The sequence below is a fragment of the Rhodococcus sp. IEGM 1351 genome, assembly GCF_030056875.1.
GTDB lineage: Bacteria > Actinomycetota > Actinomycetes > Mycobacteriales > Mycobacteriaceae > Rhodococcus_F > Rhodococcus_F opacus.
The window spans coordinates 326408-342163 of sequence record NZ_JASHKU010000004.1; the positions used below are offsets into that span (position 1 = coordinate 326408).

The following is a 15756-nucleotide window of genomic DNA, read 5'->3' on the forward strand; positions in this document are numbered from 1 at the left end:
GGCCCTTGATGACCAGACCCGAAGCGTTCTCCGTGTCGCCTGACCTGCCCGCCGGCCCGCTGGGGCTGCGGGAGCGACGACGCGAGCAGACGAATGTCGAGATCAGCGAGACCGCACTCACGCTTTTCGAACACAAGGGTGTCGAGGGCACGACCGTCGGCGAGATCTCGCAGGCTGCGGGAGTGTCCCAGCGAACCTTCTTCCGATATTTCGCTACCAAGGAAGAGGCCGCGCTCCGGGACCACTGGGCGTTCGAGGCGGTCTTGGCGGGCGGGCTCGACCAGCTCGACTCGGAGGTCTCACCGAGGCTCGCGCTGGAAAGGGCCTTCGCTGCTGCTCTGACGATGTACCAGGACAGTTCGTCGATCGCGTGCCGGCGATTGCTGCGGGTGAACCGTCTCATCAAGAAGGAGCCGGCGCTGCGGGCTGAGCTGGCGCGCGAGAGTGTGCGTCGGACCGCGGCGCTGGTCGAGGTGGTGTCGAAGAGGTTCGACTGCCCCGACTTGCAGATTCGACTGGCGGTCGATGTGTCGATCGCCGTGCTCCGGGCGGCGTTGGAAACGTGGGTGGACCAATCGTCCACCGACGAGACGGCGATTCTGCCCGAAATCTATTCCTCGGCAAGGGGACTCGCGAAGGCCTGATCGGAGATGACTCCGCGGGCGCCGGTTCAGCCTTCCAGGAAGCTGAATCGGACGTGTCGCACCGGGTTGTCGACATTGGTGTCGACGAGGCACACGGATTGCCAGGTGCCCGTCGCGAGTGCGCCGTCGAAGACGGGCACGGACGCGTAGGGCGGCAGGAACGCCGGCAGTACGTGGTCGCGGCCGTGCCCATGGCTGCCGTGACGATGGATCCACCGGTCGTCGCGCGGAAGCACTTCGTCGATCGCGCGCAGCAAGTCGTCGTCGCTTCCCGCGCCGGTCTCGATGACGACGAGTCCCGCAGTGGCGTGCGGCACCCACACATGCAACAGGCCGTCACCGGCGCCTGCTGAGGCGAGGAACTTCTCGATCTCACGGGTCAGGTCGTACACCACCGGCTCGGCGCCGGTCCGCACCTCGATCTCGGTACTGAACATAGTTCCGACGGTAGCGCCATGCCCCGTGACAGTCGATCGGAACGTGTGCGGCCTTCGCCGACGCGGCTGTGCCAGTCGGTGACATGTGCCGGTGGCTACCCGAAGACTGCACCCAATACGTGACCTATCCCTGCCACGATCGGAATCGCCAACAACGCACAGAGCGGCGTCAGCAGCCCGATGAGTACTCCAAACGCGATGCGCCGATAGATCTGGCCGGCAACAAAGAACGCAATCATGATGACGAGCCCGACAACAAGAGCGGCCCATGCCCAGGCCGGTGTGCCCGAATTGGTCGACGGATTCACGATTCCGACGACAAGGAGCACGAGCGTAATCGCCATCGACAGATAGGTGGCGGCACCGAACCAGGTGTCAGTCTTCTCGGTCACGGAGCCACCGCATACTGTGCATCGATGTTGATCGCGAAGTGAATCGCCGCGAACTCCACGCCGACTATCGCCGCGGTGACAATGCCCAGTGCGAATCCACGCCGGGCCGCCGATCCGCTCGCGAACAGCGCGACGGCTACCAGAATGCTGATGACGGCTTCGGTGCCAATGGCGGCGAACTCGAGGGCAACGTCGGCCGGATCGCCCGGGAAGAGGGCACCCACGATGGGAGCCACAGCAAAGAACCCTGCGACGACGAGTGCCAGCCACGACGGAGTGCCTAGAGTCGCAGCTCTCCAATAGCCGGGGCCGGTTGTCGTGGCCCTTCTCAACACATTCATCAACCTTCGACCCGTCTCCTGGTCACTTCACGCGTGGCGGATTGTCGGTGCTGCCCAGGGACGTGCTGGGAAGATCGGACACGGTGGGAGGGATGCGCCCAGCCCATTCCTGAACGTGCTGAAACTGTTCCAGCGCACGTTCGCCGCTGCCGATGTCATGGTCGGTCCAGAGGTTGAGCGCCGGACCCCATGGTTGGCCCGAGGCCGCGGGATCCACGGCGACCGTGTGCGTCGTGCCAGTGGGGTCGTCTTGGTACACCTCGAAAGACGGATAGTCGGCGCGCGTTCCATTGACCGTCACACCAGTGGAACCGGGCATCCCGGGCTGCCCCTGCCCTGGCGTGATCACCACATCGCCGTGCACGGTGGGCATTGCATCGCCGGGTGCTTCGAATGGTCCGACTTTCGGATGGAAGGGGTTCGCTGCTTCGTACTTCAGGCGCACTGACCCGTCGTCCACCTGCCACACCTCGGCGTCCGGAGACCCGACCTTCACTTCACCGGTGGTATCGACCGACGGGTTCTGCCGCATGACGACGATGCCGTTCTCATAGTCGACATATGTGGTTACTCTGCTGTTTTCGGGATCGAAGTCGGGACTGTTCGGGCGATTGTCTCCCAGGTCGTAGTACGGCCGGTTGAACACCGAGTACTGCTCGATGAAGCTACTCGTCCGAACAACCCCTTGGCCCGGTACCGGATCGATGTGCACAACCTTGATCTCCGGCTGCACTCCTTGGTACTTCTCTGTGTAGCTGTTCGGATTCAGCACGGTGGCGGTTTGCCAGTCACTTGGCGAGAGCGGGTATCGCCCGAACATGTCATTGAACGCTTCAGCTGAAACTTGATCGCGGGCTTCCTGCGTGCCGACAACATGTTCTGCGCCCGAGGGATCGAGTCCCTCAGGTAGTTGATTTCCGCACGCCCGGATCTCGACGGCGGCGTCGCGAATCTTCTTCGCGGTGTCATCCGCGACCACCATGAGCTCGCGCAACGCGACAGCGATGGCGGATGAATGTTGCTCGGCTTTAGCGGTATCGCCGGAAACGGACCAGTCATCGGCCACAGTGCACTGGTCTGCCTCGGCCTCAGCTGTTCTGGTGTTGACAACAGTCAGATGAGAAACAAGTTTGTTCGCACCCTGATCGAGCACATCGATGAGCTCCAAGATCTCGCGTGATGTCCGTGCACCGACATCGCAGTCGGTTCCGATGCGGTCGTATGCCGCATCGTACGATTCGCCGTGCCAGTGACTTCCCACATTTTGGATCCCCGAGCGCATTCGATCGAGCTGACCTGAGTAGTCGGCGTCCCCGACGCGCAGGCGCGCGGCGACATCGAGGAGTGCGGCCGGCTTCCATCGTTCGATCTCGCTGCGGGTCGGCATCAGGGCCGAGCTCCGATTGCGTTCAGTTGCGACCGGAAGTCGTCCTCCGAAACTTCGAACTCGTGCGCGTTTCCGGTCGCGACAGCCGCGATTCGCCTCGCTCGCTGCGCCATTCGCAGATATGCGCCTTCGATGAACTCGCCGGCCTCGTCGAGTGCAGCAGGGACATCGCAGCCCGGCATGAAGTCGCCCACCGTGATGATCGAGCCACGGACCTCGATGTCATCGATCGCTTCACCTACGTCATACATAGATGAAGCGAGCACGCGCAGTTCTGTTGGATCGACCTTCACAATTCCCCCCGAAGCGTCCCCTCACCTCACGCTATCTGGATCCCCTCGATCCGACTCCGCAAGGCCGCGAAGAGTATATTCGACGCCCAACTCCAGCGCCGACTGCGGGTGGACGCGGCACCTGGTTACGAGTACACGTGCGCGCCGTTCAGCATGAGGCGCCAACGTCTGCCGCCGCAGGCGCCGTTACTTGCGGCCGGCCGCCCACTTCATGCCCCAGCTGTAGGTCTTGTCGAGATCCGCCTGGCTGCCTTCGATGTACTTCACCTCGCGGGTGACGGTGAGGCCCTGTCCGGTGTTCTGCAGCATCGCGATGGCGCAGATGCGGGCGGAGCTGTTCGACGAGTCCAGTCGAACCTCCACCTCGGGGCCGCTGGTGGGGTAGAGGGTGACAACGCCGTCCACGGCTGCCCAGTTGGGTGCGCCGTCGTAGATCATCGCGAAGATGAGGATCCGCTTGAACATTTCCGGTCGGTCGAGGTTGATGTGCATGTTCTCGCCGCCGGTCACAGTGCCGGTGCGGTCGTCGGCGTCGAGTTTGATGAACGGCGGGGCCTGCAGCGATCCGAAACTGTTGCCGAGTGCCTGGACGACACCCTTCGACCCGTCGGCTAGTTCGTACAAGCAGCCGAGATCCAGGTCGATGCCGTTGTTACCGCCCGCGGCGGCCGCAAGCTTCGCGAAGAAACCGGTCTTCTTCGGTTGCGGTGTCGCGCCCGTCGACCAGTTGAGGTTGACCCGCATCGCACCCTGTCGCTCACCCGACTTCGTGAGGCTGACGGAAGGCGCAGCCTTCGACAGGGTCACCTTGCTCAGATTGACTCCGCCCTGCGGTGCGGCAGGAGTGGACGGGCGTCGGGTGTAGTCGATGGCCACAGGTGGGAACCTTCCGATTGACTGAGCGCATCAGACCGTTGTCCGATTTGCACGATTTCGGTCCAGAGTAGCGGCAGTCGCGCGCGGCGGACTACAGCCCGACCACGGTCAGGCTGAATCCCGTGCACTCCACTCGATCGCCGGGCAGGTGTCCATCACCATCGCGACGCCCGTTGCGATCGTTCGCTGGAAGGCGGCCTCGTCGATGACGCCCAATTGGAACCAGACACCCTTCGCACCGATCTCGACGGCCTGGTCCGCAAACTCGCCGGCGGCCTCCGACTGGCGAAAGACGTCGACGACGTCGATGGGGAACGGAACGTCCGCGAGAGTGGCGTAACCCTGCTCGCCGAGCACCGTCGGGGCGTCAGGATGGATCGGGACGATACGTTTTCCTCGGCGCTGCAACAGCTCCGCGATCCGGAACGCCGTCCGGTCGGGATTGCCGGAGAGCCCGACAACTGCCCACGTGTCCCAGTCGTCGAGCATCGACGACACGGCCTTGGAGTCCTGCCACTTGGTATCCACATCGCCAAACTACTACTGACCGAACTAGGCGGAATTGCATTCGATGACGCACTCGACGCGCTGCGAAGTAGGACGCAGTCGCAGCGTACTTGCTCGGGTTCTAGGCGAGGAACCCAATGGCGTTGTGGCCGTTCGACCTTGCATTTCGGGTGTTGCCTTACACGCCGCAATGATGCATCCTATGCATCGTGGCCGACACGGCGGACCGCCCCGGTGTCGCCCACCGCGTCCTCGCAGACGGCGTCGCGCATCTGGATCCGGAGACGGCGGTGTTCGATGCGATGTTGGACGGGTGGGCGGTGCAACAACGCGCCCGGTTCCTCCAGCCCGCGATGATCGAGTCGCGGCAGACGTTGCTGCGGTGGCTTGCCGAATTCACCAACGACTATCCGTAGAACTGGCAGTGTGCGGACATCGAGGACATTCATCACCAGCCGCCGCCAGGGTGCGAAATCGATCGTGGTGTCGACGGCGTGGATTTACGAGATCTCGCTGCGACAGTTCCTCGCATTTGTCACCGATCCCCGCTACGGATGGCCGCCGGAATGCCGGGAGCGCTTCGGTGTGACACCGACACAACTGCTGCACGAGTCGAACTCGATCGTGCACGTCACCGAACACGAGGGCAATCCGCGCCGGCGGCCGCTGACCTATGACGAGATCCACGCCCTGTTCGACGCCGCCGACGCTCGCGTCGAACAGATCCGCGCGCACCACCGCAAGGGTGTGACGGCCGCGATGCGGGATGCCGCCCTGCTCAAGACGATCTACGCGTTCGGGATTCGTCGTCGCGAAGCCTGGGGTCTGGACCTGGCCGACCTGCGGCACAACCCGACGGTTCGGCCGGTTCGGTGCGCTGTTCGTGCGCTGGGGCAAGTCCTCCCGCGGCAGCCCACCGAAACGCCGCACGGTTCTCACCGTCCCGGAGATGGACTGGATCGTGCCCGTGCTCGAACAGTGGTGCAGCGAGGTGCGGCCGCGTTTCGGCGCCACCTCACATCCCGCCGTCTGGGTGACCGAACGCGCCGACCGGATGTCGCTGCGCCGGATCAACGAGGCGTTCACCGCTGCCCGCGACGCCGCCGGCCTCGACCCGTCCCTGGATCTGCATTGCCTGCGGCACTCCTACATCACCCACCTCGTCGAGTTCGACTATCCGGAGAAGTTCGTCTCCGCCCAGGTGGGGCATTCCTACGCGGCGTCGATCGCGATCTGCAGCGGGGTCTCCGACGAGTACCGCAACCGGCTGCTGCAACGATCGCTGGCGAAACTTCCCGACCTCTGGGGGCAGACGTGACCAAGAAACTGGGCTGCTGATGGCACCTGCGCAATGTCATGGCCGAGCATGACATGTTCGCCACCACCGATCTCGTTCCCGTCCTCGCCGAGCGCGGGGTGCACCTGTCCCGCGAACAGGTCTACCGCCTCGTCACCAAAACCCCGCAACGGCTGAGCCTAGAGACCCTCGCCGCACTGTGCGACATCTTCGACGTCGGCGTGGAGGACCTCATCGAAGTTGCTGTTACCGAGGAACCGGTTCACAAGAAGGCCCCCGGCTCCCATGCCGCGGCACCGCCGCCGCCCGTGCGGCGCAACACCATCCGACTGCCCCGAGGACTGTGACCTCCGGCGCCGACACCGAGAAGCGGCAGGCGGCGGTGGCCGACCTCGCCGCAGTCCTTGCGGCGCGGCTGCACGATGCGACCTCGAGGAGTTCACCGAACAGGTCGCGGACGTGCTCGATCCCGGTCGGCTTACCCTCCTGCTGCACGGCCGGGTTCGCGGTGCGGTCCGCCCGCGGGGCGGCGCTGGGGCACTGGCCGTCGACCTGCCCGCGCCGGTGCTCGCCGACCTCCTCGGCATCTCCGTCAGTGCCGCGACCCGGTGGAGTGCACTCGCCGCCCGCGACCACGCCGACTACCACGCCGCGCGCATCGCACACCCGCCCCAGTGACATCACCTGCGGCTCAGGGTCTTCACCCGATGTTTTGTGTCGGGACCTCCCCTTAGCCTCACCGGTAACAGCACCGACGAGCCCGAGACCGGAGGTACCTCATGGTCACCGCCGCGCCGATGCTGCCCGGGATGCCCGCCTCCACGACGGGCCGCGAGGTCGAGCAACTCGCCCTGATCGGCCAGCCGCTACCGATCCGGGTCCCCGAACGGCTGTGACCGGCCCTGGCTCGACGACCCCGCGGTCGTGGCGCGGTTCGAAGCGAAGACCTACTGACACGCCCGGGTCGTCGGGGCACGGTTGTCTCGGCAGTGTCTCGTCCGCCGGGCACGGCTCCTTCCGGGCGGCCGGCCTGCCCGGCCCGTCCCGCCGCGGCATCGTCCCCGCGCACCTGTTCGCGTACCAGCTCGAATATGGGATCATCCCGCGGCTGGGGTGGTCCGGGGCCGACGACACGGTGCTGTGCCACCAATCCGACTTCGCCGGCTGCACCAACCCCGCGCACATGCGGTTGGGCACCAACGCCGACGACCGCACCGAATACAACCTGCGCCGGCGCAACCTGACCAGCCCCCTCTCCGACGTCCGCGGCCCCGCCGGCCGCATCCGCGCGGTCGCCGCCGTCATCCGCACCGGACTCGCACTCGGCGGATGCCGAGGCAATCGAAACCCCGGATCCACGGCGCCGAGGACGCGGGCTTACCCCTGGCCCTGTGGTAGATCGACTCTGAACGAGTCGAGGGAGGTCGCAGCGTCTCAAATGTCCCGGCAGCGAGACCTAGGAACCAGGTTGCGGCAAGCTCACCTGTCTACCCGGCCGCCAGCTTCAACACCCGGCCGCCGTTGGCGGTGCGGTGATGTACACGTTTCCCGCGGTGTCCACCGCCACCCCTTCGGGGCCGAGGAGGCCGGTGAAGGGCAGCTCGACGTGGGTGGTCGACCCGGCGGCCAGCTTCAGCACCCGGTTGTTGTCGCTGTCGGCGACGTACACGTTTTCTCTCGCGTCCACCACCACCTCCCCCGGGGGTGGTCGAGGCCGGTGAACAGCTCGGTCTGCGAGTTCGACCCGGCCGCCAGCTTCAACACCCGGCCGTTGTCGGAGTCGGCGATGAACACGTTGGCCGCCGCGTCCACCGCCACCCCCGCGGGGGCATTGCGGCCGGTGAACGGGAGGGTGGTCTGGGTCTGGGTCGCGCTCTCGGTCTGGGTCGCGCTCTCGGTCTGGGTGGGGGTCCGGGTCTGTTTGTACACGACCACTCCGACGGCGACCACCGCCAGGAGGGTCAGGAGCCCGGCGATCACCATAGTGGACGTCCCGCGCCACCAGCGGACTTGCGCGGGCGGGTGCCAGAGCCGCTCGAGGGTGGAGTCGGCGGCCCCGGCCAGTTCGGGCGGTGCGGCATGGGGTGCGCGCTGGGTTTCTTCCTCCTGCCATGGCGCGGGCGGGGCGGCGGGCCGGGGGGACGGTTCGGGCTTGACCGGTGCGGGTGCCGGGCGGTCCGTCTCCGGTTCCTCCCGCACCGTCGGGATGTCGGCCTCCACCGCGTCGGGATGTCGGCCTCCGCCGGCCCGAGTGCGTGCTGCGCGGCCGCCGCCAGGGCCCCGCAGCTGGGGTAGCGTTCCTCCCGGTCCTTGGCCAACGCCCGCGCGATGACCTCGTCGAACGCGGCTGGCAGGCCCGCCCGAAGGGCGGCGGGTCGGGGGATCGGCGAGTTCAGGTGGCCGGCCATCAGCGGGGCCAGGGGCGATCCGGGATACGGCTGCTGGCCGGTCAGCAGCCGGAACAGGGTGCAACCCAGCGAGTACACATCGGCCCGGGCATCCAACGGGAGGTTCGCGAACTGTTCCGGCGCCGCGTACTGCAGGGTCGCCACCAACATCCAGGTTTTGGTCACGTGCTGGGTCTGCTCGAGCGCCTTGGCGATCCCGAAATCGGCGAGCAGCACCCGCCCGGGATCACCCCGGTGACCCGGCCGGGGGTGTTCGACGAGGATGTTCGCCGCCGAATCGAGGGGACCACCCTCGCCGGCGGTCGCGGCGTCGGTGCCCTCGACGTATTGCATCGCGATCCACAACCGGTCGCCCTCCCGGCCGCGGTCGTACACCGCGACGATGTTCGGGTGCTCGAGCCGGGCCGCGTGGTCGGCCTCCCGCTCGAACCGGGCGCGGGCGTCGTCGTCCTCGGCCAGCGCCGGGTGCAGCACCTTCAGGGCGATCCGCCGCGGCCACCGCGGATGCGCCGCCGCATACACGGTGCCCATCCCCCGACCCCCAGCACGCGTTCGATGGTGTACCCGGCGAACACCTCCCCCGGCCTCAAGATGCCGTGCTCGCCCATGCCGTCACCACCTCACCCGGATGCCTCGCCGACCTCAGTCAACACCGACCACGTCAGGGCATCAGCCAACCGTTGTCCGCGGGTCAGGGCGGACAGGCTTTGTGTCAGCGCCGCGACGGTCCCCGACGACGGGACGGCACCGGAGGGGCCACCGGGGTAGGGTCATCGGTGTAGTGGACGGCACACAGCCCGGGACGGGACTGCACTTCGACGTGCTCGGACCGGTGCAGATGACGATCGACGGGATCGCCCCACCGCTGGGTGGCCCCAAGCAGCGTGCCGTCCTCGCGGCCCTGATCATCAACCGCAACCACCCGGTGTCCGCCGACGCGCTCGCCGACCGGGTGTGGAATCATCGGCCGCCACCCGAGGCCCGGGCGAGCCTGCAGGTGTTCATCTCGAATCTGCGTCGAATTCTGCGCCATGCCGGGATCGATGCCCGGGCGGTGCTGGCCAGCGCGCCGCCGGGGTACCGGCTCATCGTGCCGGACCAGGGTTGTGATCTGGGACGATTCCTCGCCGAGAAGAGGGCCGGGATCCAGGCCGCCGCCGCGCGGCGATTCGAGGAGGCGAGCGGGCACCTGGCCGCCGCGCTCGCCGAGTGGAAGGGCCCGGCACTCGACGATCTCCGGGATCTGGAGTTCGCCGAGACGTTTGCCGCCGCGATCGAGGAGGAGAAGGTGTCGGCCCTCGCCGCCCGCGCGGAAGCCGAGATCGCGTGCGGACGAGCCGAGGCGGTGATTCCCGAGTTGGTGTCCCTCGCGTCCGTCTACCCGCATCGCGAGCCGTTGTGGGGTCAGCTGATCACCGCGTTGTATGTGTGTGGCCGGCAGTCCGACGCCCTCGAGGCGTGTCGCCGGCTGCGCTCGAACCTGGCCGAGGAACTCGGCATCGATCCGGGCCGTGACCTGCTAGAACTGGAGGGCCGCATCCTGCGGCAGGAATCATTGGCGGTGGCCGAGACCGCGCTGGCGACCGCCGCCCATACGGTCACCGTCCTCGAGACGCTCGAACGCGCCCTGGCCGCGCAGCTGCGGGATCGTCAGGGCCGTGTCTTTCGGATCGGATCGGCGGGGGTCAGGATCGGCCGGATGCCCGACAACGACATCGTGCTCGCTCAGGGCAAGGTCAGTCGCCACCACGCGATCATCGTGGATACCGGGATGAACTTCGTGTTGCGGGACCTGCGTTCCTCGAACGGTGTATACGTGGGCGGCAACCGCGTCGTCGACAGCGTCTGGCTCGTCGATGGTGACATCATTCGGATCGGCGACACCGAGCTCGAATTCCAGATCGTGGTCGAATAGCGCAGCGCCTCCCCACCCCCGACACGTGCGTCGTCGTGCTACCGACCGATGTTCCGCCTCGTCGGCATCACCACCGGGCCCAGACGCTCCGGGTGCCGGTCGCGGAGCCACCGTGGGGACCGCACCGACGGGCACACCCCACCGACCGGTTCGTCTCGGGTGCGGCAACCGACTCGGTGGGGCGTGTGGCGGGTGAATCAGGCCGGGAGCGCGTAGGTGTATTGCGGGCAGTACACCGTCACGGCGTCGGCGATGATGAAGCCCGCCTCGTACGGCGAGTAGGAGGACTCGCTCAGGAAATCCAGTCCGATGTCGTAGAAGTCGTAGCCGCTCTCGAAGTCCCCGCAGACCGCGTAGCCCAGCGCCACCGCGTAGTAGGCCGAGTCGTAGGGGATGCCTTCTTCGTCGAGGGCGGTGAGGTAGACCTCCTCCGGCGCATAGCTGGTGGCGTTGGCGACCCCGACCCCACCCATGGCGGCGACGCCGAGCACGGCGGTGACGGCGGCGACGCGAGCGGCGGACTTGACGGACTTGACGGTCTTGGGGAACATGGCGGGTCCTTTTCTTTGAGTTGCCATTGGCTGGTATGAAAAGGATCTGGGATGTCGCTTGTCGGATTCTGAACGAAATCTTGTGATGGTCTCCGCGAGCTCGACGCGGCCTGGCGCCGGTCACAGCGGGAGGACCGCTGCATCGACGGGTTCGGGTGTGATGCCGCCTCGGCTCCGCGGACTCGACGGTCTCGGAGGATCCCGAGCCGATCCGACCCGGGTCGGATGTCCCGCTCGGCCGGGTCGGTCTAAGTGAAACTGGCGGCCTAAGTGAAACTGGCGGCGCGCGTCCACTTCATGGTGCGCAATGCCGACGACAACGCCGGGACGATCGGACCGATTCGTTTCGAGAAGGACACGATTTGGTCGTCGTAGTCACCTTTAAGTTGGAAGTGTTTGCAGCGGTAAGGGATTCGCGTTGCCAGGGCGGCGTACACGGCGTCCGTGTCGGTGACCGCGCATCCCTGACCGCGCGGATGGGAGGCGCGAAGGCTGGACTCGGCCCGCTCGCGGAGTTCGGCCAGCAGTTCACGCTGCTGTTTGCGGGGGAGGGACTTGGCATCGTCCGGCAGCATCGACAGGGCGCCCTGCGCGACGCGTGTGATGGCGTCGTGGTCGGGCTCGTCGGCTTTGGCCGCGCGCAATGTGTCCTCGACCGCCGCCCGCAGCCGTGCCGTCAACTCCAGGTCGGACGCCCGGTAACTCGTATAGGGGACCATGCCGAGGGCCCGGCGCCGTTTCGTGGTCGCCCACGAGTTGGTCCCGGGCCAGCCTCTCGGTGGGCCGCGGGTCGGTGCCGATCCAGTGTTCCCAGGTGCGCGGGCATGAGGCGGAGATCTGCGTGATCAGATGTTGCTCCAGCGCGCCCGGAAGCACCGGGGTGGACTCGATGACCGCGCGGCCTTGCGATCGGTACCGCGCCGGTCAGGTAGAGCTCGGCAAGAACCCCCGCACGGACGAGTGCACCGAGTTCGTCGTACTCGGCGATCAGGCCGTCGGGGCGTGTGCAGAGCAAATACAGGCGCTTCCACAGCGGGAGGGGAGGCACATAATCGATGCTAGCCCGTTGCGGCCGAAGGTGGATGGCGTGGACGACCGACTCTGCAGCCCCATGAGTGTGCCCCGTGAGTCTGCGGAGTCATACACTCCGATTGGCTCACAGACGGCGTAGCGGTCCGACCGAAGGCGGTGTTGCCGATGGGTCGTGCGGAACTCGAGCCGGGTGACGTGTTCGCCGGCTACACCATCCAACGTGTGTTGGGCGTCGGTGGGATGGGCGCTGTGTACCTCGCTCGCGATCCTCACCTGCCCCGGAACACCGCCCTCAAATTGCTGGACCGCAGCCTGACCACCGACGACTGCTTCCGCTCCCGCTTCGAGCTCGAGGCCGACCACGCGGCGCGCCTGGAACACCCGAACATCGTGTCCGTCTTCGACCGAGGCCGGGAAGCACATCAACACTGGATTGCGATGCAATACGTTGCCGGAACCGATGCCGCGGTGGCGCTGCGTGAGGGTCCGATGGACCCATCGCGCGCCGTGCACATCATCGCCGAAACGGCGAAGGCCCTGGACTATGCACACGAGAACGGCGTGCTGCACCGCGACGTCAAACCGGCGAACATTCTGTTGGGCACGTCCGGCGCCGAGCAACCCGAGCGGGTACTGCTCACCGATTTCGGTATCGCCAAGGCCCTCGACGAGACACAGCACCTGACCAAAACCGGGTCGCTGGTGGCCACCCTGCAGTACTCGGCGCCCGAGGCTTTCCAAGGCATCCCACTCGACCCCCGCGCAGACGTGTACTCGTTGGGCTGCACCCTATTTTGCCTGCTCACCGGCCGCCCACCGTTCACCGGAAGCACCCAGGAGGTCATGCGCGGTCATCTCAGTGCACCCGTACCGCGGATCAGTGCTGTGCGCGGTGATCTTCCGCCGGCCATCGACGACATCGTCTCCGCCGCTTTGGCGAAGCGGCGTGAAGACCGGCTGCCGACCTGCCGCGCACTCGCGGCCGGCGTTCAGCTTGCCCTGTCGAACGCGCAGTCCTCGCACACGGCCCAGCCCACCAGTTTGCGGTCGCAGACGACAATGCACGGCGCACCCCATGCCCAGACGACTCGGCAGCCCACCTCACCACCGCATGGGCGGCCGCCGCCCCGGCCGGTACCGCAACCGCCCCCGCCGCAGATGTTCAGCGTTCCGCGTCGGCGAAATCCGGCGCGTGTTCTGCTTGCGCTCGCCTTCCTCACAGTCTTGGCCGTCGGTGCCGCAGTGGCGTTCGTGTATTGGGGCAACCGGTCATCGACGCAGACCACGTTGCCGTTCAGTGGCCTCAACTCTCCCGTCGGGGTGGCCGTCAACACTGCCGGAGATCTTCTCGTCGCCGACACCAACAACAATCGCATCCTCAAGCTGGCCGCTGACTCCGACGCCCAGGACGTCCTCCCGTTCACCGATCTCGACCACCCCGCGGGGGTCGCGACCAATGACGCCGGCGACGTCTTCGTCGCCGACACGAAGAACAATCGGGTGCTGAAACTCGATGCCGGAGCCACAACCCAGACGGTGCTCCCGTTCACCGACCTGGCCGGGCCCGCCGGAGTGGCGGTCAGCGACGCCGGACACCTTTTCGTCGCCGATAACAACAACAATAGGATTGTCGCGCTGCCCGCCGGCGCCGCGAGCCAACAGGTGCTGCCGTTCACCGACCTGCACGGACCGGTCGGCGTGGCGGTCAACTCCAGTGAAGACGTATTCGTCACCGATACCGACAACAACCGCGTGCTCTTCCTTCCCGCCGGCGGCACCGACCAGACCGTGCTGCCGTTCACAGAGCTGGCGTCCCCCACCGGTGTGGCGGTTGATTCCACGGGCGATGTGTTCGTCGCCGACTACCGAAACGGTCGCGTTGCCGAACTTCGAGCGGGTGCGGACACCGCCACTGTGGTGCCGTTCACCGGGCTGCACCGCCCGATCTGGGTAGCGGTCAGGGCCACCGGAGACCTCTACGTCACCGAGGGCAACACGGTCCTACGACTGCCGGGCGACCCTTGATGCCGTCCGTCCCGACCGGTCACGGTCAACCGCCACCGACGACTTGGAACGAGCCATACCAGCTTCCATAACCCACGGACGTGACGCCGTTCGATGTCGAACCTTCATACGAGCTGAGGCCCGGGGAGATCACGATGACCACCACGCCGCCGCCCCGCTGGGAAATCACTCCCGCATGCACACCAGCCGTGCACACGCTGGAATCATCCGTGTAGGTGCCCGAGCCCCACACGGTGCCGAACGCTCCACCCGGCGGGCACTCGAACGACGCTCGTCCTCCGTCCTGACCCCGGAAAGCCTCGGCGGTCGTACTCCAGTCGGCGGGCGGCAGCGCCTGCGTTGTCGGCGGCTGCGTTCGCGGGGGTGGCGCCACCGTGGTCCGCGGCGGCGGTGGCGCGACCGTGGTTTGGAGCGGTGGGCGTGGCGCGACCGTCGTCCGGAGCGGTGGCGGTGGCGCGACCGTCGTCCGGAGCGGTGGCGGTGGCGCGACCGTCGTCCGCGGCGGTGGGGGTGGCACCGTCGTGGTCGGCGTCCTCGTCCGCGTCGTCGTCGGTTGCTGCGGTGTCCCGCTGCCGACGTTGATCACCACAGGAGCCCCGGTGACAACGTTGATGACCGTGAACTGGGTAACCGGCGCGGGTGCGGGCTGCACGACGATGATCTTGTCCGGCGCGAAACCCGGCCACCGCTGCCCGCTGTACGTCGGGGCTGCTTTGGTGGGCTGCGGCGGCAACAGCGGGTTCCCGCACTGGCACCGAACCCGCGGCACACCGCGGTCGTCGACGAGGACTGCCGTCCCGGCCTGCAGCACGGACTGCAGCGCGGTCGGTCGGCCATTCTCGTACCCGTGATTCGTCACCCGGGTATCGGAACCGAGAATCACCGACGTGAGCGACTCGACATAGGCGCGGACGTCGGAAACACCCAACACCTCGCCGAACGCGGCCCGCTGCCCCGGATTCTGTTCGAGGAATCCGATCAGTTTCGGCTTGTCGCAGACCGACAACTCGAGGGAGCCACCGTAGATTCCGGTTCGGTCGCCCGGCACGGCGATCAATCCGGGCCGGCCCGGATCCGGCGCACCGGCAGCCACCGTCGGCATCGACTCCGGCAGCGTGGTCGGCGCATCGGGGGGCACCACCGGCGGCGTCCACGGAAACGGCCCCTCGGATGCGGCCGCCTCGAGCAACACCTCACCCTCATCCGCGTCGCCCCTCACGAACAAGAGATAGCCGCCGACGAGCACTCCGATCAGCACGGCGGCGAGCAACCCGAACAGCAGAGGCCAACGGCCACCGCCCCGCGAACGCGGAGGTGGAGGACCCGGCGGCCCCGGGGGCGGCCCATCGGCGGGCGGCCATTGTTGGGCGTGCGGTTGCCACTGTTGGCCCTGAGGTTGCCACTCGGGGCCGCGGGGTTGCCAGTGCGGACTGCCTGGCGTACCCGGATCGTCGCTCATGGTGCACCGCCGTCGACCATGTCGCCGGATTTTCGTCAACGATACCCCCGAAAACCGGGCCTCACGAGACCCGGTGGCTGTCCGGCTTGCGCAGAAGGGAAGCGACAACCCGGTCAACGGGGGTCCCCACGGTCCCGTTGACCGCGCCTTATCCCTGATTTCCCTGATTCCTGCTTCAACGACGCCGGCGGG

The 15756-nt window shown here is 66.9% G+C and carries 15 protein-coding genes and 2 pseudogenes; 6 read left to right on the forward strand and 11 right to left on the reverse strand.

The features are described from left to right. Positions 1-8 precede the first annotated feature (8 nt). A complete protein-coding gene (locus tag QM806_RS09490) occupies positions 9-644 on the forward strand; it encodes a TetR family transcriptional regulator (RefSeq protein WP_167121082.1) in 636 nt (211 codons plus the stop codon). A 26-nt stretch (positions 645-670) separates the two neighbouring features. Here QM806_RS09490 and QM806_RS09495 read toward each other — a convergent pair whose 3' ends face one another. The 7 genes from QM806_RS09495 to QM806_RS09525 all read right to left on the reverse strand — a co-directional run bounded on the left by QM806_RS09495 (position 671) and on the right by QM806_RS09525 (position 4898). Then, the gene (locus tag QM806_RS09495) at positions 671-1081 is read right to left on the reverse strand and encodes a YjbQ family protein (protein WP_005564528.1); all 411 of its coding nucleotides are present in this window, start codon (positions 1079-1081) and stop codon (positions 671-673) included. 95 nt (positions 1082-1176) lie between these two features. After that, on the reverse strand, positions 1177-1473 hold the full coding sequence (locus QM806_RS09500; protein WP_167121079.1) for a hypothetical protein: 297 nt from the start codon (positions 1471-1473) through the stop codon (positions 1177-1179). After that, positions 1470-1709, reverse strand: coding sequence for a hypothetical protein (locus tag QM806_RS09505; protein WP_133984795.1), 240 nt, complete (start codon positions 1707-1709; stop codon positions 1470-1472). Before QM806_RS09505 ends, QM806_RS09500 begins: the two co-directional genes overlap by 4 nt. 127 nt (positions 1710-1836) lie before the next feature. Then, positions 1837-3201 carry a WXG100 family type VII secretion target gene (locus tag QM806_RS09510; protein WP_283291173.1) on the reverse strand — a complete coding sequence of 455 codons (1365 nt, stop codon included), beginning with the start codon at positions 3199-3201 and terminating at the stop codon, positions 1837-1839. After that, positions 3201-3494 (reverse strand): hypothetical protein, encoded by a 294-nt coding sequence (locus QM806_RS09515; RefSeq protein ID WP_269590946.1) that lies wholly within the window; start codon positions 3492-3494, stop codon positions 3201-3203. Before QM806_RS09515 ends, QM806_RS09510 begins: the two co-directional genes overlap by 1 nt. Before the next feature lie 186 nt (positions 3495-3680). Continuing rightward, entirely contained in the window at positions 3681-4370 is a 690-nt protein-coding gene (locus QM806_RS09520; protein ID WP_167121075.1) for a TerD family protein, read from the reverse strand. Between the two features lie 108 nt (positions 4371-4478). Continuing rightward, the gene (locus tag QM806_RS09525; protein ID WP_167121073.1) at positions 4479-4898 is read right to left on the reverse strand and encodes a CoA-binding protein; all 420 of its coding nucleotides are present in this window, start codon (positions 4896-4898) and stop codon (positions 4479-4481) included. A gap of 188 nt (positions 4899-5086) precedes the next feature. On the opposite strand from QM806_RS09525, the pseudogene QM806_RS09530 reads away from it, so the two are divergent. From QM806_RS09530 to QM806_RS09540, 3 genes and pseudogenes are all read left to right on the forward strand, one after another. Then, a pseudogene (locus QM806_RS09530) lies at positions 5087-6195 on the forward strand (tyrosine-type recombinase/integrase). 26 nt (positions 6196-6221) lie between these two features. Beyond that, a complete protein-coding gene (locus QM806_RS09535) occupies positions 6222-6521 on the forward strand; it encodes a helix-turn-helix domain-containing protein (protein ID WP_265147562.1) in 300 nt (99 codons plus the stop codon). Between the two features lie 112 nt (positions 6522-6633). Further along, complete coding sequence (locus tag QM806_RS09540) at positions 6634-6852, forward strand: hypothetical protein (RefSeq protein WP_167121071.1); 219 nt, start codon at positions 6634-6636, stop codon at positions 6850-6852. Between the two features lie 853 nt (positions 6853-7705). Here the strand turns inward: QM806_RS09540 and QM806_RS41655 are convergent. Beyond that, positions 7706-9190, reverse strand: a pseudogene (locus QM806_RS41655) (serine/threonine-protein kinase); the annotation flags it as partial. A gap of 173 nt (positions 9191-9363) precedes the next feature. On the opposite strand from QM806_RS41655, the gene QM806_RS09565 reads away from it, so the two are divergent. After that, positions 9364-10497, forward strand: coding sequence for a BTAD domain-containing putative transcriptional regulator (locus QM806_RS09565; RefSeq protein WP_081276474.1), 1134 nt, complete (start codon positions 9364-9366; stop codon positions 10495-10497). Between the two features lie 197 nt (positions 10498-10694). Here the strand turns inward: QM806_RS09565 and QM806_RS09570 are convergent, their stop codons facing one another. After that, positions 10695-11048, reverse strand: a complete 354-nt coding sequence (locus QM806_RS09570) for a DUF732 domain-containing protein (RefSeq protein ID WP_167121117.1) — start codon at positions 11046-11048, stop codon at positions 10695-10697. Between the two features lie 266 nt (positions 11049-11314). Continuing rightward, positions 11315-11767, reverse strand: coding sequence for a hypothetical protein (locus tag QM806_RS09575; RefSeq protein ID WP_005562625.1), 453 nt, complete (start codon positions 11765-11767; stop codon positions 11315-11317). A gap of 478 nt (positions 11768-12245) precedes the next feature. Between QM806_RS09575 and QM806_RS09580 the strand changes: the two genes are divergently transcribed. Continuing rightward, the gene (locus QM806_RS09580; protein ID WP_005562629.1) at positions 12246-14105 is read left to right on the forward strand and encodes a serine/threonine-protein kinase PknD; all 1860 of its coding nucleotides are present in this window, start codon (positions 12246-12248) and stop codon (positions 14103-14105) included. Between the two features lie 25 nt (positions 14106-14130). Here the strand turns inward: QM806_RS09580 and QM806_RS09585 are convergent, their stop codons facing one another. Beyond that, complete coding sequence (locus tag QM806_RS09585) at positions 14131-15363, reverse strand: LCCL domain-containing protein (protein ID WP_283291183.1); 1233 nt, start codon at positions 15361-15363, stop codon at positions 14131-14133. Between the last annotated feature and the right edge of the window lie 393 nt (positions 15364-15756).

Excerpts from the sequence above, each read along its gene's own strand:
- QM806_RS09575 (WP_005562625.1), bottom strand. The coding sequence starts at position 11,767 with ATGGTCCCCTATACGAGTTACCGGGCGTCCGACCTGGAGTTGACGGCA.
- QM806_RS09510 (WP_283291173.1), bottom strand. The coding sequence starts at position 3,201 with ATGCCGACCCGCAGCGAGATCGAACGATGGAAGCCGGCCGCACTCCTC.
- QM806_RS09495 (WP_005564528.1), bottom strand. The coding sequence starts at position 1,081 with ATGTTCAGTACCGAGATCGAGGTGCGGACCGGCGCCGAGCCGGTGGTG.
- QM806_RS09570 (WP_167121117.1), bottom strand. The coding sequence starts at position 11,048 with ATGTTCCCCAAGACCGTCAAGTCCGTCAAGTCCGCCGCTCGCGTCGCC.
- QM806_RS09580 (WP_005562629.1), top strand. The coding sequence starts at position 12,246 with ATGGGTCGTGCGGAACTCGAGCCGGGTGACGTGTTCGCCGGCTACACC.
- QM806_RS09490 (WP_167121082.1), top strand. The coding sequence starts at position 9 with ATGACCAGACCCGAAGCGTTCTCCGTGTCGCCTGACCTGCCCGCCGGC.